Annotated in this window: 17 protein-coding genes, 1 pseudogene and 1 riboswitch; of the genes and pseudogenes, 8 read left to right on the top strand and 10 right to left on the bottom strand. The window is 53.9% G+C overall.

Annotation, left to right across the window (positions count from 1 at the left end; all coding sequences use genetic code 11):
- The first annotated feature begins 383 nt into the window (after positions 1–383).
- From BW956_RS02805 to BW956_RS02795, 3 genes are all read left to right on the top strand, one after another.
- Positions 384–746, top strand: a complete 363-nt coding sequence (locus tag BW956_RS02805) for a hypothetical protein (protein ID WP_076460633.1) — start codon at positions 384–386, stop codon at positions 744–746.
- Between the two features lie 50 nt (positions 747–796).
- Positions 797–1,246 (top strand): GNAT family N-acetyltransferase, encoded by a 450-nt coding sequence (locus BW956_RS02800; protein WP_076460631.1) that lies wholly within the window; start codon positions 797–799, stop codon positions 1,244–1,246.
- 174 nt (positions 1,247–1,420) lie between these two features.
- Positions 1,421–1,846, top strand: coding sequence for a GNAT family N-acetyltransferase (locus BW956_RS02795; RefSeq protein WP_076460629.1), 426 nt, complete (start codon positions 1,421–1,423; stop codon positions 1,844–1,846).
- Positions 1,847–2,061: 215 nt separating this feature from the next.
- Here BW956_RS02795 and BW956_RS02790 read toward each other — a convergent pair whose 3' ends face one another.
- The 3 genes from BW956_RS02790 to BW956_RS02780 all read right to left on the bottom strand — a co-directional run bounded on the left by BW956_RS02790 (position 2,062) and on the right by BW956_RS02780 (position 5,862).
- Positions 2,062–3,066 (bottom strand): adenosine deaminase, encoded by a 1,005-nt coding sequence (locus tag BW956_RS02790; protein ID WP_076460628.1) that lies wholly within the window; start codon positions 3,064–3,066, stop codon positions 2,062–2,064.
- Between the two features lie 82 nt (positions 3,067–3,148).
- A riboswitch (purine riboswitch) is annotated at positions 3,149–3,248 on the bottom strand.
- Between the two features lie 329 nt (positions 3,249–3,577).
- Positions 3,578–5,656, bottom strand: a complete 2,079-nt coding sequence (locus tag BW956_RS02785; RefSeq protein ID WP_076460626.1) for a putative bifunctional diguanylate cyclase/phosphodiesterase — start codon at positions 5,654–5,656, stop codon at positions 3,578–3,580.
- Positions 5,653–5,862 (bottom strand): hypothetical protein, encoded by a 210-nt coding sequence (locus tag BW956_RS02780; protein WP_076460624.1) that lies wholly within the window; start codon positions 5,860–5,862, stop codon positions 5,653–5,655. Before BW956_RS02780 ends, BW956_RS02785 begins: the two co-directional genes overlap by 4 nt.
- 489 nt (positions 5,863–6,351) lie before the next feature.
- On the opposite strand from BW956_RS02780, the pseudogene BW956_RS22845 reads away from it, so the two are divergent.
- The 3 genes and pseudogenes from BW956_RS22845 to BW956_RS02770 form a co-directional block, all read left to right on the top strand.
- Positions 6,352–7,029 (top strand): annotated as a pseudogene (locus tag BW956_RS22845) (methyl-accepting chemotaxis protein); the annotation flags it as partial.
- Between the two features lie 36 nt (positions 7,030–7,065).
- On the top strand, positions 7,066–7,446 hold the full coding sequence (locus BW956_RS22840; protein WP_244894320.1) for a CZB domain-containing protein: 381 nt from the start codon (positions 7,066–7,068) through the stop codon (positions 7,444–7,446).
- Between the two features lie 27 nt (positions 7,447–7,473).
- Positions 7,474–8,904 (top strand): HD-GYP domain-containing protein, encoded by a 1,431-nt coding sequence (locus BW956_RS02770; RefSeq protein WP_076460621.1) that lies wholly within the window; start codon positions 7,474–7,476, stop codon positions 8,902–8,904.
- Here BW956_RS02770 and BW956_RS02765 read toward each other — a convergent pair.
- The 3 genes from BW956_RS02765 to BW956_RS02755 all read right to left on the bottom strand — a co-directional run bounded on the left by BW956_RS02765 (position 8,890) and on the right by BW956_RS02755 (position 10,556).
- The gene (locus BW956_RS02765; protein WP_076460620.1) at positions 8,890–9,528 is read right to left on the bottom strand and encodes a cation efflux transmembrane domain-containing protein; all 639 of its coding nucleotides are present in this window, start codon (positions 9,526–9,528) and stop codon (positions 8,890–8,892) included. The two genes, BW956_RS02770 and BW956_RS02765, sit on opposite strands and share 15 nt — an antisense overlap.
- A 61-nt stretch (positions 9,529–9,589) precedes the next feature.
- Positions 9,590–10,060, bottom strand: a complete 471-nt coding sequence (cadR, locus tag BW956_RS02760) for a Cd(II)/Pb(II)-responsive transcriptional regulator (protein ID WP_076460618.1) — start codon at positions 10,058–10,060, stop codon at positions 9,590–9,592.
- A 34-nt stretch (positions 10,061–10,094) separates the two neighbouring features.
- Positions 10,095–10,556 carry an Lrp/AsnC family transcriptional regulator gene (locus BW956_RS02755; RefSeq protein ID WP_076460617.1) on the bottom strand — a complete coding sequence of 154 codons (462 nt, stop codon included), beginning with the start codon at positions 10,554–10,556 and terminating at the stop codon, positions 10,095–10,097.
- Positions 10,557–10,840: 284 nt separating this feature from the next.
- On the opposite strand from BW956_RS02755, the gene BW956_RS02750 reads away from it, so the two are divergent.
- Positions 10,841–14,317: an NAD-glutamate dehydrogenase gene (locus tag BW956_RS02750; protein WP_244894313.1), complete on the top strand. Its 3,477-nt coding sequence runs from the start codon at positions 10,841–10,843 to the stop codon at positions 14,315–14,317.
- A gap of 294 nt (positions 14,318–14,611) precedes the next feature.
- Positions 14,612–18,241 (top strand): bifunctional proline dehydrogenase/L-glutamate gamma-semialdehyde dehydrogenase PutA, encoded by a 3,630-nt coding sequence (gene putA, locus BW956_RS02745; protein WP_076460614.1) that lies wholly within the window; start codon positions 14,612–14,614, stop codon positions 18,239–18,241.
- 73 nt (positions 18,242–18,314) lie between these two features.
- Here putA and BW956_RS02740 read toward each other — a convergent pair whose 3' ends face one another.
- From BW956_RS02740 to BW956_RS02725, 4 genes are read right to left on the bottom strand one after another with little or no spacing between them, the layout of a single operon-like run.
- Entirely contained in the window at positions 18,315–18,689 is a 375-nt protein-coding gene (locus BW956_RS02740) for an FmdB family zinc ribbon protein (RefSeq protein ID WP_010323234.1), read from the bottom strand.
- Positions 18,690–18,699: 10 nt separating this feature from the next.
- On the bottom strand, positions 18,700–19,932 hold the full coding sequence (fmdA, locus tag BW956_RS02735; protein ID WP_076460612.1) for a formamidase: 1,233 nt from the start codon (positions 19,930–19,932) through the stop codon (positions 18,700–18,702).
- A gap of 2 nt (positions 19,933–19,934) precedes the next feature.
- A complete protein-coding gene (locus BW956_RS02730) occupies positions 19,935–21,095 on the bottom strand; it encodes an AAA family ATPase (protein ID WP_076460610.1) in 1,161 nt (386 codons plus the stop codon).
- A gap of 25 nt (positions 21,096–21,120) precedes the next feature.
- Positions 21,121–22,164 (bottom strand): aliphatic amidase, encoded by a 1,044-nt coding sequence (locus tag BW956_RS02725; protein WP_076460608.1) that lies wholly within the window; start codon positions 22,162–22,164, stop codon positions 21,121–21,123.
- Positions 22,165–22,181: the final 17 nt, after the last annotated feature.

Genomic DNA, 22,181 nt, shown 5'->3' with positions numbered 1-22,181 from the left:
GCTGTGAGAGCAGCGACGTCCATATCAACGCTTCGGGTCGAAAGTGATGTCCGGGATCTCTTCCCGCAACGTATGCTTGGGGTAATCATATGCTGTTATGGCCACTTGTACTCATTGGTAACTGGCAACAGACTGGAAAATCGTTCAGGATGAAGGGGCTATGGACTGGTCGTTGCAGGATAATGCGCACGGCAAACTGTTGCACGCGCATGCTTGTTTTCACTGGAAGAGAAGGGCTGTGATCTCACGATTATTTTCTCTTCCATCTTATCGATGTCTCGCCATACTCTGGCCGCTAATGATTTTTGCGTGCTCCTACTAAAATTCATATTACAAGATAAAAAGTGACTCATGGAAGCTACTAGTGTTTATGTTTTTTAGGTATGTTTAAAAGTATTGATGAGGCTTGCTTGTATTCTCAAGCTCAATGGGAGCCAGAGCCTAATGAGTCAGTTTCGGATGAAGAATACAGTGAATGGGAAGAGCGGAACCCGACCCATGAGCTAAGAAAAAATATGCCAGGTTATCTTGATGAAGACTTTATAGAGACAGTAGCTATGAGTTTTCAGTATCTATCTGGCATTGGCATGAATGAACCTGATATAGCCAAAGTCGTAAATAAAGCTAACGAATCAAATGTTATTGTGCTCGTCTATGAGAATGCGCTTGGTGGTTTTATTCTTAAATCCGAGCCAGTTTTAAACTCAAATTTTTTCTACTGTGGTCACTATAAGTGCAAGATATAGTAATATTAATGGCACAATTTTTAAATTTCATCGAATGAAGGGAGTCATAAGTGATAAGAAAGGCTGAAGCAAGGGATGCAGAAGCGTTTTGCAATGTTATCCGTACATCGATAATTGAGCTTTGCGGTCTAGATCACAAAGGAAATAAAGATATTTTAGATGAGTGGCTTGAAAATAAAACGGTTGAAAATTGCAAAAAATGGATTCTAGATGAATGCTCTAATTCATTTGTAGCTGAAAAAAATGGAAATATAGTGGGTATTTCTCATATCGGCATCAATGGCTATTTATTTCTATGCTATGTGCTACCTTGTGTGAAAGGGCTAGGTATTGGTGGAAAATTGCTTTCAGCTGCAGAGAATAGTGTTACTGAGCTGGGGCTAATGTCGATTAGCCTTCAGAGCACTATCACTGCCAAAGGCTTCTATGAGCATTATGGCTATATTGAAGACGCTGAGTTAAAAAACTCTTTGGAATATTGTAAGCCAATTATGAAATAGAAATATAAAGTGGTTGTAAGTGTTGCGATTTAGGAATTTATGAATTATAAATTTTTTACTCCTGTATTTATATGGTTAAGGTTTTGAGGTGATAATAGATCGGTTATTTAAGATTATTTATAACTCAATTCAAAACTGCTATTTCCGGAAAATATTAATTTTGGGATTGCGTGAATGAACATTCAGTTTCGTAAGGCTACGGATAAGTATTTCACCGAGAAACTGATTCGGGAGAACATGGGGCCTTACTATAAGGAGCTCAGAATCGATTGGGATCAGGACCTATTCGACAAAAATTGGGATGCATTTGAAAACTACATATTGCTCGTTGACTTCAAACCAGTGGGTGTTCTGCGCCTAAGTCATGACCACTTTGCGTACTATATCAGGGACCTCCAAGTTGACCATCGCTGGCAGTCTAAGGGTATTGGTACAAAGGCCATCGAATATGCAGTTGAGATTGCCCGTAACAGAAGGTTTAAGCTCCTTCGGCTTCGTGTTTTCCGGACAAATCCGGCCGTTTCGCTATACGAGCGTATGGGATTTCGCATTCGAAAAACTGAAGACGAAACACACTATATGGAGCGAAAAGTTTGTTAAAATGGCCTTTCCTGACGTGGAATACCTAGTGTATGAAGTGATATTGGCGGGCAGGTTTATTTTTGTGTTGGGACTGGGGGAAGGCTGCATAAAGCAATTACACTGAAAAATCTGGAAACCAAAGCTGGTGCGCAGGGATAACCGCTGGGCTCAAACCGGTTTCCAGACTGAAGTGACCTTAAAAAGCTTTCCTTTATTCCCTGAATTTTATGACTTTAGTTCTGCTCTAAATAATTTTGAGTCATACCTTTAAGCCGCTCTTTCTCTTTGTCAGATATAAAACTCGCTTCTATAGCATTGAACGTGAATTGGGCTATTTCCTTTTTACTCATCGGGTGTGCATTAGCCACAGCCATAAAGTTGTCTGTCATGTAGCCTCCGAAGTAGGCAGGGTCATCGGAGTTAATGGTTACACATAGGCCTTGGCGAAGCAGATGAACGATATTGTGGTCTTCCATTTTATCAAACACTTTCAACTTGATGTTTGATAACGGGCAGACAGTAAGAGGGGTCTGTTGCGCTACAAGCTGTTCTACAAGTGTTGGGTCGTCAGAGCAGCGGACGCCATGATCAACGCGGGTAACTTTCAGTAAACTCAAAGCATCGCGGATATTACTTGCAGGCCCTTCTTCACCTGCGTGAGCAACAGTCAAGAATCCTTGATTGATGGCTTCTTTAAAGACTCGTTCAAATTTACCCGCTGGATTACCGACTTCTGCTGAATCCAGGCCGACACCAATAATTTTGTCTTTATGACGATTTGCTTGCTCCAGGGTTTCAAAAGCAGACTCTTCGTCCAGATGGCGTAAGAAACACATTATAAGCTTGCTGCTGATGCCTAGCTCTTCTGCACCTTTTTTAAGCGCACGATGAATGCCATTAACCGTGGTATCAAATGGAATACCACGCGCTGTATGCGTTTGGGGATCAAAGAAAATTTCAGTATGCAGAACATTATCTTCATGGCAGCGTAATAAATAGGCCCAGGTTAAATCAAAGAAATCCTGTTCGTTAATCAGGACATTTGCACCCTGGTAGTAAATATCAAGGAAGGATTGCAAGTTATGGAAGTTATAGGCTCTACTTACCTCTTCAGTAGAACTGAACGGGATATCAACATTGTTGCGCTTTGCAAGTTCGAACATTAGTTCAGGCTCAAGCGTTCCTTCAATATGAAGGTGAAGCTCGACTTTGGGTAAGCCTTGAATGAAATCGTTCATAACCATGCTCCAATAATTAATAAATTACAAAGCACTTTTCTTCTGAGTAAACCGATAAATCGAGCATACAAAGAGAAAAGCGTAGAATCGCTGAACTCTTCGTAAGCAGGAATTAACGGTTCCTGGTAGAGACCCCCAAACCATATTATTGGGGTTATACGAAGGGAGTTACTTGCTGGCATAAGACCACCAATAAACTGAGTGAAAGTTCACACAACCTGATCAACATGTCAACTTCCCATTGATTTTTCCCTAACGGCTGTTCTGTTGTCGAGGCCAGCCTTAAGTATTTTCTTAAGTATAGCCAACTGACAGAAACAGCCGTGATTTCCCCTGCAGCCCCAACCCCTCAGGCTCCTTCCCATACGTTTTCAAAATCATGTTCGGTTTTAATTAATGGACAGTGTGGCGCCGTATCACCCTTGCGATAATGGCAAAAGAAGAAGACCTCCGAATTCGTTGACTGGCTATCTTCAATGACGGCTTTGCCGGGGGGGGGGGCAGGCGCTTTTTATGACAGGTTCAGTTTGTTGACCGCTTCCTGAAAGGGTAAAGGTTTTGAAAAGTAAAAGCCCTGGCCTATGACGCAACCATTTCTGAGCAGATGCTGCTTTTGCTGTTCGGTCTCTATGCCCTCGGCAATGACATCAAGGTTGAGCGATTGGGCTATGGAGATGATGGCTTTTACCAGCTGAAGGCCGTTCTCTTCTTCAATATGGTCGACAAAACTCTTATCAATCTTGATGGCATCAACATTCAGGTCTTTGAGATAGGCCAGTGAAGAGTAGCCTGTGCCAAAGTCATCAATGCTGACACGGATGCCCAGCTCCCGCAGTCTCAACAGGTTGTCCTGCACTTTGGGAGTCACGCTCAGAATGGCGCTTTCAGTGACTTCCAGCTCGATAAGAGATGCAGGTACCTTGTACTCATTCAACAGGCTTGAAACATGGTCAACAAGCTGGTGATCATTGAAGTGCTGGGCGGTTATATTGACGGCAACAGTGCGGCACTGCTGGCCTGTTGCCAATGTGTCGGAGATGCTGGAAACCACCTTGCGTAAAATATAGCGGTCCAGTTCTGCACCCAGCCCCGTTTCTTCGGCAATGGCGACAAAAAGTACAGGTGATACGGGGTTGCCCTGTTCATCATTCCACCGCGCCAGGGCTTCAAAACCAAGGGTGCTGGCGGTTGCCAGACAACTTTTGGGTTGGAGGTAGACGTCTATCAAATCACATTCGAAAGCACGCCTTAGCGCTTGCTCTGTGTGGGCGCGTTTTTTGCGCTCCTCGTGCATGCTTTCGTCGAAGATATACACATGACTTGCCTGCGTCGAAATTCCGCTGAGGGCAACGGCTGACTCGGCATGATGAAGCAGATCCTCGACCTGGCTGCCATCATCTGGCCAGATGCTGATTCCCGCCGCGACATCCAGCTGAACTCTCTCATTGTAGATGTTGTAGGGGTGCTCGAGGGCGTGCACGATTGTGTGCGCAAATTCGGTTGCACCCTGGCTGGATTTAATCGGCAGGGCAATGGCAAAGTCTGAGTTGTAAATGCGCGTTGCCAGGGACGTTGCCGGGGTATGTACGGCGATACGTCGTGCGGCTTCCAGAATGATACGGTCGGTCGCATCGGGCGAAAACATGTGCTGCACAACTTGCAGTCGATTCAAGTTCAAATAGATGAACGCGTATGGCTGTTCGCTCGTTTTATGCCTGTTGAAGGCATCAATGAACGCGCGTTTATTGAGCAGTCGGGTCAGTGGGTCATGATGCTCAAGAAAATGGGCCGTTTTCAGCGCTTCCTCTCGTGCCGTTTCATCGGTGCCGATCACTTGCAGCTCTGCGCTCTCGCCATGCCCAGGTGGAATGTAGCTGAAGCTCCAATCAATGTAGCAAGAACCAGTGTGGGTTGGGATATGTCCAGTAAAGCGCAGGCCCTGCTGCCAGGCTTGAGGCGATCTGAAGAAGGTGTTCAGCTGTTCCCTGACTTCGTCGGTGTTTTCAAAAATACTTTGGAAGGGTTTGGACTCCAGTTCACTGATGGAGGTACTTTCCAGTAGTGCCTGCATAGATGAATTGGCATAGCTGATGTTCAGCTGGGCGTCGAGTCGGCAGATCAACTCACGTTGATTTTCCAGAATGCTCAAGTAGCGTTTTTCGGCCAGTTCAGCGCGTTCGAGAACCTTGGTGTAATCGCTCAAATCGTGGCAAATACCAATGAACAACGTCTCGCCCAGTGTTTGTACACGGCTGATAGACAGATGAAGCGGAAATACATGGCCGCTTTTGTGAAGCCCCTCCACATTCCGCCCCTTGCCGAGGATTCGTTTTTCGCCGGTTTCCAGATACCGCTCTATGTATCCATTGTGCCGTGATGAGTGGTGACGGGGCATCAAGCAGTTAATACTGTTACCAATGAGTTCACTACGTTCATGGCCAAAAAGCGTCTGTGTCGAATCGGACACCGAGCGAATAGTGCCCTCAGTGTCGGTCACAATGATGGCATCGACAGCTGATCTAAGCAGTCCTTCATACAGTTGTGCGAAAGATAGCTCAGTGCCTACCAGCCTGGTATTGGTCGCATTCATCGCTTCAGCCCCTCGACCAGATCACGCATGGATGCTGAGACCGGGTTAAGAGAGTGGAGCTTTTCTGCAGTGTAATCAGCCTGCTTCATAAAGCGACTGCTCAGGTTCGCAATACTTGCAACCTGTTGGTTAACGTCTTCTGAAACATGCGCCTGTACCACTGACAAGCGCTTTTCGTTATTGGTTATGGGCTGGTTGTTCCGCATGGCTCTCGTCCTGTTGTAACCGGGCCTTGTGACTGGATGAACTTTATGTGTGCTCACACAAAATAATCAGCACAGGGGGGAGCCAGGCTTTCTCAAGTAGCTTTATATAGCTTAGTTAGTAAGTTGAATGGTTTTTAACCATTATAGCTAATGTGGGTTTTTAGTGACAATAGTGTCAGATGCTGTTTTATGTCATTTCTTTGTATGTGTGCGTGACTTTCTGTTTCGGAAGGGCGATAGCGTCGTCATGGCTCACCTTTGCTTTGAGAAGCAAGCTTTGCCGTGACTTCATGACCAGGGTCATGGCTTTATTCCATATGGCAATAAGTTAATAAGTGACCTTTATGACATTAGGTGTTTTGTGTTAATTTAGCGCTTGTGTGTTTAAGTCATTGTCAGATTCGGGTATGGCCTGACCTCGAAGAGCGCGCTTTCATTCTCTCCTTCCCTGGCTCGACCCGGCCTTACGTATCAAGATCAGAGGCATTTATGCGGTTGTTTACACGAAAAGAGCGTCACCAGATTGAATCCCTGCAGGCCGAATTGGTGTCTGCTCGTGATCAACATGCCCGGGACAAGGCTGAGCTGCAGGCACTGGTGGAAGAGCAGGCGGCTCAGTTACAGCAGTTGCAGCAGAGTCGGGAGAATGAATCCGAAGTGATGGCCTGGCAGTTGAAAGGCGGCGATATGCTGCTCAGTATTCGTGAGGGATTGGCCGGTTCCGCTGAGCAATTGATTGAAGAGCGGAAAAAACTAAAGCGCCTTGACTCTGTATTCGACGAAACGCATGAGGCGCTGAACAAGCTGGGGCAGCGCGCCAATCTGATCAACGAGCAGGCGGATGCCAGTATGACAGCGGTATCCACTCTGGACCGTACCGCACACGCCATCAGTGGCTTGCTAACCAGCATTCAGAATATTTCGGACCAGACCAACCTGTTGGCGCTGAATGCAGCCATTGAAGCGGCGCGTGCGGGGGAGGCGGGTAGAGGATTCTCCGTGGTGGCCGACGAGGTACGTGCGTTGGCGACCAAGGCACATGATGCGACCGATGAGATTGAAGCGTTGGTGGAGCAGGTAATGGATCAGGCCAGCGCACTCAAGTCGGCCGTGTCCTTGAACAAGGAGAGTGCCGCTGAGGTGGCTACGTCTGCCGTACAGGTCGACTCGATTGTGAGCGAGGTGATAAACCGTTCCAATGACATGCAGCGCATCATTCGCATCACCACAACCAACTCCTTCCTTAATACCGTCAAGCTGGACCATGCTGTCTGGAAGAACCAGGTATACGGGTTGGTGGAACGCCAGAACTGGCATCAGGGAGTGAACAGCCATAGTGAGTGTCGGCTGGGCAAATGGTATTACGAGGGCTATGGTAGTAGGAAGTACTCGGGCCTTGATAGCTTTCGCGCGTTGGAAAAACCGCATCAGGTGGTTCACGAAGCGGGGCGTGAAGCTTTGCAGGCCGGCGCTCGTGGCGATGCCAGAGGAATGCTGGGTCAGCTTGAGCGTATGGAAATGGCCAGCCTGAAAGTCAGTCAGGGAATTGATCGGCTGCTGGGCGATGTAGAAAAACGCATCTGAATCCAGGCTCAGGGAGAGCGCGTCGATATGAAGCCCAGTATCAAAACCATTACGCTGCGTAAGACCCTATGGTCGGCATTTGTCTTTCTGGTGAGCGTGTTGCTCATCATTGCTTTTGATTTCCATTCACTGGTGAATCAAACCATGCGCGATAAAGGGCTTTCACTGGCGAAATCGGTGGAGACCACGCTCACATCCCACATGCTCTCCAGCAACTTTGAGGAGAAGGAAAAACTGATTGCCTTGGCAGGGCAGTTGCCGGGTATCAGTGAACTCAGAGTTGTGCGTTCGCCTTCATTGAATGCCCAGTTCAACCTCAGAGAACAGCCGGATGCCTTGAGCGATGCGCAGGTGCAGAGGGCTTTCAGCCGTGCCGAAGTTGTCACCACCAGCACAGGGTTATTTACCACGGATAGCATGATGCGCATTCTCTATCCCTATACCGCTGAAGACAGCGCCTCTGTCCCCTGTCTTTCCTGTCATGAAGCACGCCCGGGCGAGGTGTTGGCGGTATTGGATTTCAAGGTCGACACCTCTGAATACCTGATGATGTCCAGCTACTACCTGCTCGCCTTAATCGTTTTGTTTGTGTTGGCACTTATTATGGTGGGACGTGTATTGGTCTGGGTGCTGGATCGTAATGTACGCGATCCTTTGCAATGGCTGGTTGAGCGTACTCAGCAAAGCTATCTGGCCAATGAGAACATTGATACCACGGGGATAGAATCACTGGAGCTGGATGAGTTTGCGGCCAAGGTGAATGCGTTTAACCAGTTGGTGCTGCAACGTAATGCTGAACTTGAAGCGGCGAATCAGGAGATCCAGTCGACCCAACGCGAGATCATTTTGACCATGGGCGCCATTGGCGAAGCACGCAGCCGTGAAACCGCCAATCATGTTGTACGTGTAGCGGAGCTAAGCCAACTCTTGGGGCGGAAGCTGGGATTGAATGAGGAATCCTGTAATGAACTGCATGATGCCTCGCCCATGCATGATATTGGCAAGGTTGGTGTTCCTGACAGCATTTTGAACAAGCCCGGTAAGCTGACCGATGAAGAGTTTGCTATCATGCAAACGCACAGCCAGAAAGGACATGATGTGTTTAGCCACTCGCGTCGTCCCTTGCTGCAGGCCGCCAGTATTATTGCTCTGCATCATCATGAGCGTTGGGATGGTGAGGGTTATCCACAGGGCTTGAAAGGCGAAGATATTCATATCTATGGCCGCATTGTAGCGGTGGCCGATGTGTTCGATGCCTTGATTTCGCGCCGTTGTTACAAAGAGCCCTGGCCGGAAGATGAGGTTTACCAGTACTTCAAGGACAGCTCAGGTGGGCAGTTTGATCCGGCGTTGGTAGCGTTGGTGTTGGAACACTTTGATGAGATGCTGGGGGTCATTAACCGTTATCAGGACAACGCCCCCCAGGCGGTGGATACTTCAGGCTTAGTGAGCAGCTGAGCCTGCTTTACTGGCGGTTGCCTGTGCCATATCGGAGCGGGCATGGCGGATCACACTGATGCCTGCGGTGACGGCCAATGTACCCATAATGGCAGCGACGGCCAGGTCGGGCCAGGCACTGCCGGTGCCAAATACACCCAATGCTGCAGCCATTACGGCCAGGTTACCAATGGCATCGTTGCGGCTGCATAGCCAGACCGAACGCATATCCGAATCACCCTCGCGGAAGCGAAAGAGTACAAAAGCGACACTGACGTTGGCCAGCAGCGCCAGTATACCCACAGCCCCCATGGTCAACGGCTCCGGCACGGTGCCGGTCTGCATCAGCCAGATGGCACGCACCCAGACTACCAGTCCGAACAGTGCCATGGTGACACCTTTCACCAGTGCTGCGCGGCTGCGCCAAAGCATCCCCATGGAGAGCACACTCAGAGACAGTATGTAGTTAGCGCTATCGCCAAAGAAGTCGATGGCGTCGGCCATGAGCGATACCGAGCCGGACTGCAGACTGGCAATGCCTTCCACGATGAACATCGTGGCATTCACGATGAGGGCAAACCAGAGTGCCTTGCGAAAGCCCTCGGAGGGTGTTGTGTTTTCAGGACCGGAACAGCTGCACGCCATGATGGATCTCCTTATTCAGTCGAGTGATAGACCCATTGAAAACCCTGTAGTTACTATAGAGTCAATCGCCTTTTTTATCCTGCGCACCATGGGTGCCGGGTACGTGGTTGTGTGCTTCGTCTGGCAGGTGGCTGGCAAATTCGTCGGCGGTCAGTGAGCCCAGAATGCCACACTCCTGTATTGTCCTGCCCTGGTTACAGGCTTGCTGCAGCGAGGTCAGGGTCTGTTCCAGACTGGACAGTTCTCGCAGACGTGTGCGTACATGCTGCAGATGGTGTTCAAGCAGGGCGTCCACATCACTGCAGTCAGCATCGGGTTGGTCAGCCAGGCGGATCAGCTCACGGATTTCATCCTGTGCCATATCAAGGCTGCGGCAGCGACGGATAAATATCAGCCGGTCCTTGTGTGCTGCTTTATAGTGGCGATAGCCATTGGCGCTGCGGATAGGGGGTGGCAACAGACCGATCTTTTCGTAATAGCGAATGGTCTCGACGGCAACATCTGTCTGTTTGGCCAGTTCTCCGATCTTCATGGCAGGGTATCCGCTTCAGCTCAACATCGGGTATCTAGTCGGCCTGGTGGCCGGCGTCACGTACGCTTTCCATCACCACGAAGGTGCTGGTCTGGAGTACATGGGGCAGGGAGGATATCTGTTCGCCCAGTACGGCACGGTACTCTTCCATATTGCGGGTACGCACCTTGAGCTGATAATCAAAGTTGGCCGCAATCATGTGGCACTCTTCTACCGCGGAGATCTTGCGCACCGCCTTGTTGAACGCATCCAGTGCCTTGCTGCTGGTATCGTTCAGCGTAACCTGGGCAAAGGCGACATGGTTCAGCCCCAGCTTGGTCTGATCGACCAGTGCGGTGTAGCCGAGAATATAGCCCTGCTCCTCCAGTCGTTTCATGCGAATCTGGCAGGGTGTCTTGGACAAGCCTACCCGTGAAGCCAGCTCTGTCACGGTGATGCGAGCATTCTGCTGCAGCTCAGTGAGGATGGCGTGATCAAGTCTATCCAAATCGACCATAACGTTATCTTTGGTTCTTCACTTTATCTTTGCTGGCGTTGAAATAAAGGCCAAGTGTCTTTGCCTGTTAAGTATATAGTGAATGTGACTTCTCTGCTGTGTCTATACTAGTTGGAACATCCTGTTCGAGACGGCGGCCGGGTATCGTGGTGATGGCAACCCCAGCGTCTGTCTCGGGCGGGTGTGACTAACAACCCAACACGCCAAGAAGTGCACCCGGGGGAGCCATGGCCTATATCTGCTCGTCAACAAAAAAAACCGTACTCGAGCAGCTTGCGAATCTCATGCGAGACCAACTCGATGAGGCGGAAGCCGAGTCTGCAATAGTATTTTCCAACGATTCCGATGCGGTGCCTTCGCCGCAGGACCTGGCGGCTATCGAAGCCAGGGTACTGGAAGTGTCCGGCTCCTGGGATGATGATCTCGGCAACCAATTACTCTCCCAACTGGGTCAAGAAGCCGGCAGCGAGCTGGCTCAACATTTTCGCGGGGCTTTCTCCATCGCTTATCGTGCGCGTTTTTCCGCGCCCCAGGCTGCGGCAGACCTGATGCATCTGGTTGCCCTGTCCGAGAGTGAAGGCGTGCGTCTGGCTTTTTATCAGACCGATGACCTCAGAGACGGTGAGCTGCGTTTTAAACTCTATTGCCCCGGCGAGCCGCTGGTACTGTCCGATGTGATTCCGATGCTGGAGCACCTGGGCATGCGGGTACTGGGCGAGCATCCTTACACTCTGCACTGTGCAGATGGTGCGTCTTTCGGTATCAGTGATTTCTGTGTCAGCCTGCCGGGCTGTGCCGAGACGCAGGAGCAGGGCAAGCAGATGCTGCAGCGGGCGATCGCGCCCATCTGGCAGGGGCTGGCCGATAATGATTCCTACAACCAGCTGATCGTGCGTGCCGGTATGGACTGGCGCGAAGTGGCATTGCTGCGTGCCTATGGCCGCTATATGAAGCAGCTGCGTTTTGGTTTCAGTCAGCACTTCATTGCCGATACACTCAGTCGACATCTGACGCTGGCACGGCTGCTGCTGTCCTATTTCCGTGCCCGCTTTGAACCCGAAATTCCGCTGAATGACCGTCGTCAGGTGGTGTTCGAGCGCATTGAGCAGGATATTCTGCACGCGCTGGAGCAGGTGGAAACCCTGGATGATGACCGTATCCTGCGCCGCTTCTATGTCCTCATTAAAGCGACCCTGAGAACCAACTTCTATCAGTGCGATGAAGCCGGTGTTCATAAACCCTACTTCTCGTTCAAGCTGGAACCCGGCGTGATTCCGGATATTCCCCAGCCGCGCCCCCGTTTTGAAATCTTTGTCTATTCACCCCGTGTCGAAGGTGTGCACCTGCGTGCCGGGCGAATTGCGCGTGGTGGTCTGCGCTGGTCGGATCGCGTGGAAGACTACCGCACCGAGGTGCTGGGGCTGGTTAAAGCTCAGCAGGTGAAGAACTCCGTGATTGTCCCGGTGGGCGCCAAGGGCGGCTTTATCGTCAAGCAGCCGCCACAGTCCGGTGGTCGTGAGGCCCTGCATGCCGAAGGTGTGGCCTGCTATCAGACCTTTATCCGTGGTCTTCTGGATCTTGCCGATAACCTGGTCGCCGGTGAAGTCGTACCGCCGCAGGATGTGGTGCGTCATGATGAAGATGACCCCTACCTGGTCGTAGCGGCTGACAAGGGCACCGCGACCTTCTCGGATATTGCCAACAGCATTGCAGATGAATACGGCTTCTGGCTGGGCGATGCCTTCGCCTCCGGTGGCAGTGAAGGCTATGACCACAAGAAAATGGGCATCACCGCCCGTGGTGCCTGGGAATCGGTCAAGCGTCACTTCCGCGAAAAGGGCCATGACAGCCAGAGCCAGACCTTTACCGCCGTGGGTATCGGCGACATGGCAGGGGATGTATTCGGTAACGGCATGCTGTTGTCGGATCAGATCCAGCTGGTAGGGGCATTCAACCATCTGCATATCTTTATCGACCCGACACCGGATGCTGCGGCGTCCTTCCAGGAGCGCAAGCGCCTGTTCGAGCTGCCACGTTCTTCCTGGGAAGATTACAACGCCAGCCTGATCAGCAAGGGCGGCGGCATTTTCTCCCGCGCCGCCAAGTGGATTCCGCTGACAGACGAGATGCGCACCTTGTTGCAGACCGACGCCGAGCGCCTGCCGCCCAATGAATTGATTCAGGCGATGCTGACAGCACCGGTAGATCTGCTCTGGAACGGTGGCATCGGCACCTATATCAAGGCGCGCCAGGAAACTCACGACGAAGTGGGTGACAAGTCCAACGATGCCCTCAGGGTTAATGCCGAACAGCTGCGCTGTCGTGTGTTGGGTGAGGGCGGCAACCTGGGGGCGACCCAGCGAGGCCGTATCGAGTACGCGCTGAACGGCGGTGCCGCCAATACCGACTTTATCGATAACGCCGGTGGTGTGGATTGCTCCGACCACGAGGTGAACATCAAGATTCTGCTCAACGAGCGGGTGCAGCAGGGCGACATCACGCTGGAAGAGCGTAACCAGTTGCTGCGTGAGATGACGTCTGAAGTGGCAGAGCTGGTGCTCAAGAACAACTACCGTCAGGCGTTTGCGCTCACGGTCGCTACTGCCAGTGCACCGGCCTCGCTGGATGATCACCTGCGCTTTATCAAGCGCCTGGAAGATGCCGGCAAGCTGGACCGTGCGCTGGAATATCTGCCCACCGATGACGAACTGCAACACCGACGTGGTCAGGGGCTGGGATTGAGCCGACCGGAGCTGTCGGTGCTGATCTCCTACGCCAAGATTGAGCTTAAACAGGCGCTGATCAATGCCTGGATTACCCAAGACGAGCGTTACACCAGCCCTCTGTACTCGGCGTTTCCGGCGTCCTTGCTGGCACGCTTCCCGGGTGCGGTGGAGCAGCATCGCTTGCGCGCCGAGATCAGTGCGACCCAGATCGCCAATGATTTGATCAACCACATGGGCATCACCTACATCGACAAGATGCGGGCTGCCAGTGGCGCACAGCCGGCGGATATTGCCGCAGCCTATCTGGTGGCGCGTCATCTGTTTGGCGTGGAAGAACGCTGGATGGATATCGAAGCACTGGATGGCCAGGTCAGCACCGATGTGCAGGTTCGCATGCTCAAGGATCTGACCAGCCTGCTGGCGCGTGGCAGTCATTGGCTACTGCAGTACCGTCGCCAGGCGCTCGACCCGGAAGGGCTGGTAGAGGCGTATCAACCGGCGCTGGCGCAGGTAATGGCCTCACCGGATGCATTGGCCGAGATCATTCCCCGATCACGCTGGGAAAAAGGTTTTGAGCAGTTGCTGGCCGACGGTGCGCCGGAACAGCTGGCGCTCTACTGCGCCTCCACTGAAAGCCGCTACTGGCTGATGGATATCATCGATATCAGTCTGCAGCTGGATTGTCCGGTGAAAGAGGTGGCCGGGGTCTATTTCTCGCTGGGTGAGGGACTCAACCTGACCTGGCTGGATGGACAGATGCGAGCCTTGCGACCGGAGAGCCACTGGCAGGCGATGGCGGTGATCAGTTTCCGCAATGAACTGGATCATCAGCTACGCTGTCTTACAACACGGGTGTGCGAGCAAGTGGAAACCGAACAGGGACCACCGGCCGTGCGCGTTGAGCAGTGGTGTGAGCGTAACGAGCGCCGCGTAACCCGCTGGCGCAAGACGCTGGCGGATATTCAGGGGACGGCCGTAATCGACTGTGCTGTCCTGTCTGTGGCTCAAGGGGTACTGCGCGAGCTGGCCAGTTGATCCTGTTCTGACCTTTCCTTTGCTCCTGCTCGCAGGAGCGGAGTCTTTTGCCTGGTTACAGCGAATGTTCGCTGTGCCGACCTTCGTTCCCCGGCCCAGTGCCGGGGCTTTTTATATGGGCGCTTGAAGGTCGTCGCTAGGCAAAATCTCTATTTATCTCTGATTCGTAGTCTATGTTTAAAAAATATGAACTGATTATGAATCTATGGCGCAGTTATGCAGGGCTAATATAGGAAAATTGGTAATGCGTAGCTGTGTAGAATGAGCCAAAAGCTTACTGTAGAGGAGAATAAAATGGCCCAACAACAGCGAACTGAATCCCTGTCATTGGACACATGCCGTCAGGCGGTGCAAGAGCACTATCTGGCCGATGAGTACCAGGTTATCAGTGGCCTGATCGCCTCTGCAGAGCTATCGAAACAGGTTCGTCAGGCGATTTCTACCCGCGCGGCGGAGCTGGTACGCAAGGTGCGTGACAACTCCAAGCCGACCATGATGGAAAAATTCCTGGCGGAATACGGCCTCACCACCAAAGAAGGCGTGGCCCTGATGTGTCTGGCCGAAGCCCTGCTGCGTGTGCCCGATAACATCACCATTCATGACCTGATCGAAGACAAGATCGCCTCCGGCAAATGGTCTGATCACCGCGGCAAGGCCAAGTCTTCCCTGATCAACACCACCACCTGGGGCCTCATGGTTGCAGGCAAGCTGATCAGCCCGTCTGACCAGAAAAACCTGATGGAAACCCTGCGTGGCCTGGCCAAGCGTATGGGCGAGCCGATGATCCGTACAGTTGCCCACCAGGCAATGAAAGAGATGGGCCGTCAGTTCGTACTGGGCCGTACCATCGATGAAGCCCAGGCCCGTGCCAAGAAGTACGAAGCCAAGGGCTACACCTACTCTTACGACATGCTGGGCGAAGCGGCGCGTACCGACGCCGATGCCGAGCGTTACAAGCGTGACTACGCCAGCGCCATCAGCGCCCTGGCAGACAACTGCAAGCATGCGGATATCCGTGACAACCCCGGTATCTCCGTGAAGCTGTCGGCGCTGCATGCACGCTATGAATTTGGTCAGCGTGACCGCGTCATGAGCGAACTGGTGCCGCGAGCACTGGAGCTGGCCAAGCAGGCCAAGCGCGCCAACATGGGCTTCAACATCGACGCGGAAGAAGCGGATCGTCTGGACCTGTCACTGGATGTGATCGAAGCGATTCTGTCTGACCCTGAACTGGCCGGCTGGGATGGTTTCGGCGTGGTTGTTCAGGCCTTCGGCAAACGTGCCGCACACGTGCTGGACTGGCTCTATGCCCTGGCCCAGAAACTGGACCGTCGCATCATGGTCCGTCTGGTAAAAGGCGCCTACTGGGATGCCGAGATCAAACGTGCCCAGGTCATGGGCCTGAAAGGCTTCCCGGTATTCACCCGCAAAGCCTGCAGTGACGTATCTTACCTGGTCTGCGCCGAGAAGCTGCTGGCCATGACCGATCGTATCTACCCGCAGTTTGCGACCCATAACGCACACTCCGTATCCGCCATCATGGAACTGGCGCAGGGACGTGATTGCTTCGAATTCCAGCGTCTGCACGGCATGGGTGAATCCCTGCACGAAGCGGTGATGGAAGAGGGCAACGGCCGCTGCCGTATCTATGCACCGGTGGGGGCGCACCAGGACCTGCTGGCTTACCTGGTTCGCCGCCTGCTGGAAAACGGTGCCAACAGCTCCTTCGTTAACCAGATTGTGGATACCCGCATCACGCCGGAGCAGATCGCGGAAGACCCGATTGATCAGGTTGAGGCCTTCGGAACCGATATCTCCAGTAAGGCGATTGTGCGTCCGGAGCGTATCTTCGGTGAAGACCGTGACAACTCCCGGGGCTGGGATATCACCGACCCGGTAGAAGTTGAGTTCATGGAGCAGGCACGCGGTGCTTTCCGTCAGCAGACCTGGGCCGGTGGTCCGGTTCTGGCAGGCGAAGTGCTGGGCAATGAAGTGATTGAAGTACGCAACCCGGCTGATCCGACTGATCTGGTGGGCCAGGTAACCCAGGCTTCTGTTGCTGATGTTGATCAGGCCATTGCCGCTGCACAGCAGGGCTTCACCGCCTGGTCTGCGCTGTCTGCTGAAGAGCGTGCCGAGCGCATTGCCCGCGTGGGCGATCTGTATGAGGCCAACACCCATGAGCTGTTTGCACTGGCTACTCGTGAAGCCGGTAAAACACTGCTGGACGGTATTGCAGAAGTGCGTGAAGCGGTGGATTTTGCCCGTTACTACGCCACTGAAGGTGTGCGCATTGCCGAGGAAGGTGAAGCCCGTGGTGTGATCACCTGTATCTCGCCGTGGAACTTCCCGCTGGCGATCTTCACCGGCCAGATCCTGGCCGCACTGGCGGCGGGTAACACCGTACTGGCCAAGCCGGCAGAAACCACATCGCTGATGGCGACACGTGCTGTCGAGCTGATGCACGAAGCCGGTATTCCCAAGGAAGCGGTTCAGCTGCTGCCGGGCCAGGGCTCTATCGTGGGTGCTGCGCTGACCTCTGATCCGCGTATCGCCGGTGTCTGCTTCACCGGTTCCACCGCAACCGCTCAGCGTATCAACAAGGTGATGGCGGAAAACCTGGACCCCAATGCGCCGCTGGTAGCGGAAACCGGTGGTCTGAACGCCATGATCGTGGACTCCACGGCACTGCCGGAGCAGGTGGTACGTGATGTGCTGGCGTCCTCTTTCCAGAGTGCCGGTCAGCGCTGTTCTGCACTGCGTGTGCTCTATGTGCAGAAGGATATCGCCGATCACCTGCTGGAAATGCTGTTCGGTGCCATGGATGAACTGAGCGTGGGTAACCCCTGGTTGCTGTCCACCGATGTGGGCCCGGTTATCGACAAGAATGCTCAGGCCGGTATCCAGGCGCACTGCGACAAGTTTGAAAGCATGGGTCGTGTACTGAAGAAGCTGGACGTTCCGTCTGAAGGTACCTTTGTGGCACCGACCGTGATTCGTCTGAACGGCATTGAAGAACTGGACGAAGAGATCTTTGGCCCGGTTCTGCATGTGGTGACGTTCGAAGCCAGCGAACTGGATCAGGTGGTGGATGCGATCAACGCCAAGGGCTTTGGTCTGACCTTCGGCCTGCACACCCGTGTGGATAACCGCGTTGAACGCATCATCAAGCGTATCAAAGTGGGTAACGCCTACGTGAACCGTAACCAGATCGGTGCGATCGTTGGCTCCCAGCCGTTTGGTGGCGAAGGCCTGTCCGGTACCGGCCCGAAAGCGGGTGGTCCGCACTACGTGCGTCGCTTCAAAACAGCCGCGGCTCCTCAGTTGGCTGCAGACACAAGTGCTGCTGCAATCAGTGCCGGTTCGCTGGTAACCGCGCTGGACAAACTGGAGGCGGTTGCAGTACTGGCGCCGGAAGCCCGTGCCACCGAACTGCAGCGTCTGTTCAACGATGTGCCGGCACCGATGGATGCCGAGCCTGAGTTCATGCCGGGTCCGACCGGTGAGCTGAACCGCCTGAGCAACTGCGCCCGTGGCCTGGTGCTCTGCCTGGGTCCGGACAAGGCGTCTGCACTGGAACAGGCCAAGGTGGCGTTGTCTCAGGGTAACAAGGTTGTTGTGATCGCACCGGGTGTTGAGTCTGCTCTGGCGGCTGCCATGCAGGCAGGTCTGCCGGTGGTGGCCATTGATGGCCTTCTGCAGGCTGAAGCACTGAGCAGTGTTGACGGCTTTGAAGCCGTCGCCAGCGCCGGTGATGAAGAACTGTTGCGTGCCTATCGCAAGGCGCTGGCCGTTCGCACGGGGGCGCTGCTGCCGGTGATCACTGAGTACACTCTGCCGGAGCGTTTCGTGATCGAACGTCACCTCTGTGTGGATACTACTGCGGCGGGCGGTAACGCCAGCCTGATCGCGGCATCCGAGTAAGCAGGTAGAAACTGAAAAGGCCTGGCCCGCTTTGCGGACCAGGCCTTTTTTGTACCTTCACGACAGTCACAGACTAGTGACTGATCATCCAGGGCCGCATGGAGGGGAAGAACTTTTCTCCATTGGCGGTGTAGAACAGATTGCTTTTACGCTTGTTTGAGTTGCAGCCACAGCCCTTGTGGTCGTGGGCAGCGCGAGCCTCCTTTTCGGCCTCCCGTTCCCTGAACTGCGTGGCAGTCAAAATCGCCGGCCCTTCCTTGGACTTTTCGTGGCGTTCCATCGCTTCGCGTTTTTCCTTCAGCATGGCCAACATCTGTGGCGGGAGCACCACCACCCGCGGCGCTTGCGTGCCGCAGGTGGGACAAGCGCAGGGCTTGTCGTGCTCTGCCATGGTTGCCAGCTCGGAGAAAACACCATGCTCGGGGCATTTGTAATCGTAGAGTGGCATAGCAGTCTCCTTACTTCAGATCAGGTGCCAGCGGGATATCGACGCTGCCATCGAGCATTTTTTTCGGTCCGTCGGCGTTGGGTTTAAAGTCGAAATCAAAGATATCCGTGGGCAGCCACAGGGTGGCGCAGGCGTTCGGAATATCCACCACACCACTGATATGACCCTGAACCGGCGCACAGCCGAGGATGGCGTAACCCTGAGCTGGCGAGTAGCCGAACTTCTGCAGGTAGTTGATGGCGTTCAAGCAGGCCTGTTTGTAGGCCAGACTGGTATCCAGGTAATGCTGCTTGCCGCTGTCGTCGACAGAGATACCTTCGAAGATCATGTAATCGTCGTACTTGGGTACCATCGGGCTGGGTTTGAAGATCGGGTTCTTGATGGCATATTTTTCCATGCCGCCCTTGATCAGGTTCACACGCAGGTGAATCCAGCCTGCCATCTCGATAGCGCCACAGAAGGTGATCTCACCGTCACCCTGGCTGAAGTGCAGGTCGCCTACTGACAGGCCAGCACCATCCACGTAGACCGGGAAGTACACCTTGGCACCACGGGTCAGGTCCTTGATGTCACAGTTACCGCCGTGTTCACGGGGCGGAACCGTACGGGCGCCTTCGGCTGCAGCCTTGTCGCGGTCGTCACCCTGCAGGCGGCCCATGTGTGCGGTCTCGCCATACGGCAGGCAGGCCAGCGCCGGTTCGCGCTCAGGGTCGGTGTCGAACAGCTCTTTCTCACGGCTGTTCCACTGGTTGAGCATGTCCTGGGAAGGCAGGCAGCCGATCAGGCCCGGGTGCAGGATGCCGGCGAACTCAACGCCCGGTACGTGGCGGGATTTGGTGAACATGCCGTTGAAGTCCCAGATCGATTTCTGCGCTTCCGGGAATTCGTCGGTGAGGAAGCCGCCGCCGTTTTTCTTGGAGAAGAAGCCGTTAAAGCCCCACTGCTGATCGGCGAAGGTGCCGATATCCAGAATATCCACTTCCAGCAGGTCGCCCGGTTCGGCACCTTCCACGGCCACCGGGCCGGACAGGAAGTGAACCTGGGTCAGGTCAACGTCGCGTACGTCTGAAGCATCGTCATTGTTTTCGATCTGACCGCCGGTCCAGTCGAAACACTCGATGATGAAGTCATCACCGGGTTTGACCTTGGCAACCATCGGAATATCCGGGTGCCAGCGGTTGTGCACATTGTCATGCTCATAAGCGGATTTGTTCAGATCGATTTTGATGATGGTATCGGTCATGGCTACATCTCCTGTGCAGTCCCCTGAGGGCTGCGATCTTTGGGTAAAGTATGAGAAGCGGGTTCGTCAGGAACCCGTTTGAACAGGATCTGACCTTCGGCGGCATGGCCACGTATCAGGGTCAGAGGGGGCGTGCTCGGTGTCGCCGGCAATGAAGCCGGCAAATTCAGCAGGCAATCGGCCAGGGGCAGCATGACCCGCTGGCGGAAACTGCGACGTATGGCGCGGGCGCCAAACTCGGCATCGAAGCCCTGTTCACACAGAAGGTCGATGGCACTGTGGGTGAGCTGAACTTCGATGCCCTTGTGTTTCAGGCGTCGGTTGGTGCGTTCCAGCTCGAGCTGGACAATCGTTTCGAGATGGTCCGAGGACAGTGGCTCGAACAGCTCAACACGGTCGATGCGATTGATGAACTCGGGATCAAAACGCTCATGCAGGGCGTCTTCGATCAGGGCCCTGCGTGAACGGGGCTGCGTACGCATCAGGTTAATCAGGCGTTGATGCCAGCAGCCCTTGGCACGGCGCTGGACCTGCATCCAGGCTTTGGAGCCGACATTACTGGTCATGAAAATAAGGCAGTTGCTGAAATCCAGCTCCCGGTTGCCTGATGCAAGTTTCAGCTTGCCGGTATCCAGTACGTTCATCAGTGCACGGGCGACATCGTTACTGGCTTTTTCGATTTCGTCGAAAAGTACGATGCCTGGTCGGTCAAAGCTGCCCTTGATCAGTTCCTCATTGAACAGGGTGGTGCCTTCCTTGCTGCCCACATAGCCCGGAGGCGCGCCGGTGACGGCTGCGCTGTAGTGGCTTTGAGAGAGGGTATTCATGTCGAGGCGACAGAAACTGTCGGTGGTGCCGTGAATGGCCTGGGCCAGCAGCCGCACGATCTCGGTTTTGCCCACGCCTGTGTCCCCGATAAACAGCGTCACATAAAGAGGGCGGCCTGGCTCACAGAGATCAGCCTTGACGATGCGTAGTTGCTCGCCAAGGGCTTCGATGACCTCACGCTGGCCAGCCAAACGCTGTTTCAGCAGGTCGGTAATGGCCTGAGGATCAAAGCTGAAACGGGATTGGAGGGCTGAAGGCTGATCTGCGGCCACAGGTGATCCGGCTTCCCGGGTGTGGGTGCGGTTTTCTGCCAGCAGATCATTGATGAAAGGCATGGGACTCTCCTTGTGAGCAGGCTTTTCAGCCTGCCTCCCTTTCGCGCTCAGCCACCGGCAGATCACCTACCGGACACTCGGCAACACCGATGGTGTCCCTTGTCATGGCTTCCACCTGGGCCTGGGTACGCTCCGCATCCATCACCCAACTCCGGTAAAATTCGAACGGGCAATCGGCTACGCCCTTGTCACCATCCCCGGAGGCATGAATACCAGCGTAGCCACGATGTAGCAGTTTGAACAGGTGATTCTGGGACTGGTCATTTTTGCGTGCATCACGGATCTGGCTCAGTGACAGCTGGGCATACTGCACGCCCATCTCTTCTTCGCCACACTCGCCCAGGGTGCGGCCATCGAAGCCGACAATGGCGGAGTGGCCGAAGTAGGAGTAGACGCCATCAAAACCGGCTGCGTTGGCAACGGCAACATAGGTGTTGTTGGCCCAGGCCATGGATTTTGACATCATCACCTGCTGTTCCTTGGCCGGGTACATGTAGCCCTGGCAGCGCACAATCAGTTCGGCGCCGCGCATGGCGCAGTCGCGCCAGATCTCGGGGTAGTTGCCGTCATCGCAGATGATCAGGCTCAGTTTCATGCCCTTGGGGCCTTCGCTGACATAGGTGCGATCACCGGGATACCAGCCTTCAATGGGGCACCAGGGCAGGCACTTGCGGTACTTCTGCACAATCTCGCCCTGGTTGTTGATCAACACCAGGGTGTTGTAGGGCGCCTTGGCCGGATGTTCTTCGTGGCGCTCGCCGGTGAGGGAAAATACGCCCCAGGTATCGGCCTGGCGGCAGGCTTCGGAAAAGATGGCGGTTTCATCACCGGGAATGGTGGTGGCGGTTGCCATCATTTCGTCGTGGTCGTACATGATCCCCATGGTGCTGTACTCGGGGAAGATGATCAGATCCAGGCCGGGCAGGCCCTGTTTGATCCCCTGAATCATGTCGGCGATTTTGCGGGCGTTATCGAGTACTTCGTCCCTGGTGTGCAGGCGGGGCATCTTGTAGTTCACGACGGCAACGCCGACCGTGTCATCACTGCTGGAAATATCACCGTGTCGCATGGTGTTTCTCCTCTATT

The sequence above is a fragment of the Marinobacterium stanieri genome, from assembly GCF_900155945.1.
Taxonomy (GTDB): Bacteria; Pseudomonadota; Gammaproteobacteria; order Pseudomonadales; family Balneatricaceae; genus Marinobacterium; species Marinobacterium stanieri.
Note: the sequence above shows the minus strand (reverse complement) of the source record. Positions and strands in the feature narration are given on the sequence as shown.

Bases quoted from the DNA above. Each gene is read 5' to 3' on its own strand.
- BW956_RS02805 (WP_076460633.1), top strand. From the start codon at position 384: ATGTTTAAAAGTATTGATGAGGCTTGCTTGTATTCTCAAGCTCAATGG.
- BW956_RS02795 (WP_076460629.1), top strand. From the start codon at position 1,421: ATGAACATTCAGTTTCGTAAGGCTACGGATAAGTATTTCACCGAGAAA.
- BW956_RS02790 (WP_076460628.1), bottom strand. From the start codon at position 3,066: ATGAACGATTTCATTCAAGGCTTACCCAAAGTCGAGCTTCACCTTCAT.
- BW956_RS02785 (WP_076460626.1), bottom strand. From the start codon at position 5,656: ATGAATGCGACCAATACCAGGCTGGTAGGCACTGAGCTATCTTTCGCA.
- BW956_RS02780 (WP_076460624.1), bottom strand. From the start codon at position 5,862: ATGCGGAACAACCAGCCCATAACCAATAACGAAAAGCGCTTGTCAGTG.
- BW956_RS22840 (WP_244894320.1), top strand. From the start codon at position 7,066: ATGCAGCGCATCATTCGCATCACCACAACCAACTCCTTCCTTAATACC.
- BW956_RS02770 (WP_076460621.1), top strand. From the start codon at position 7,474: ATGAAGCCCAGTATCAAAACCATTACGCTGCGTAAGACCCTATGGTCG.
- BW956_RS02765 (WP_076460620.1), bottom strand. From the start codon at position 9,528: ATGGCGTGCAGCTGTTCCGGTCCTGAAAACACAACACCCTCCGAGGGC.
- cadR (WP_076460618.1), bottom strand. From the start codon at position 10,060: ATGAAGATCGGAGAACTGGCCAAACAGACAGATGTTGCCGTCGAGACC.
- BW956_RS02755 (WP_076460617.1), bottom strand. From the start codon at position 10,556: ATGGTCGATTTGGATAGACTTGATCACGCCATCCTCACTGAGCTGCAG.
- BW956_RS02750 (WP_244894313.1), top strand. From the start codon at position 10,841: ATGCGAGACCAACTCGATGAGGCGGAAGCCGAGTCTGCAATAGTATTT.
- putA (WP_076460614.1), top strand. From the start codon at position 14,612: ATGGCCCAACAACAGCGAACTGAATCCCTGTCATTGGACACATGCCGT.
- BW956_RS02740 (WP_010323234.1), bottom strand. From the start codon at position 18,689: ATGCCACTCTACGATTACAAATGCCCCGAGCATGGTGTTTTCTCCGAG.
- fmdA (WP_076460612.1), bottom strand. From the start codon at position 19,932: ATGACCGATACCATCATCAAAATCGATCTGAACAAATCCGCTTATGAG.
- BW956_RS02730 (WP_076460610.1), bottom strand. From the start codon at position 21,095: ATGCCTTTCATCAATGATCTGCTGGCAGAAAACCGCACCCACACCCGG.
- BW956_RS02725 (WP_076460608.1), bottom strand. From the start codon at position 22,164: ATGCGACACGGTGATATTTCCAGCAGTGATGACACGGTCGGCGTTGCC.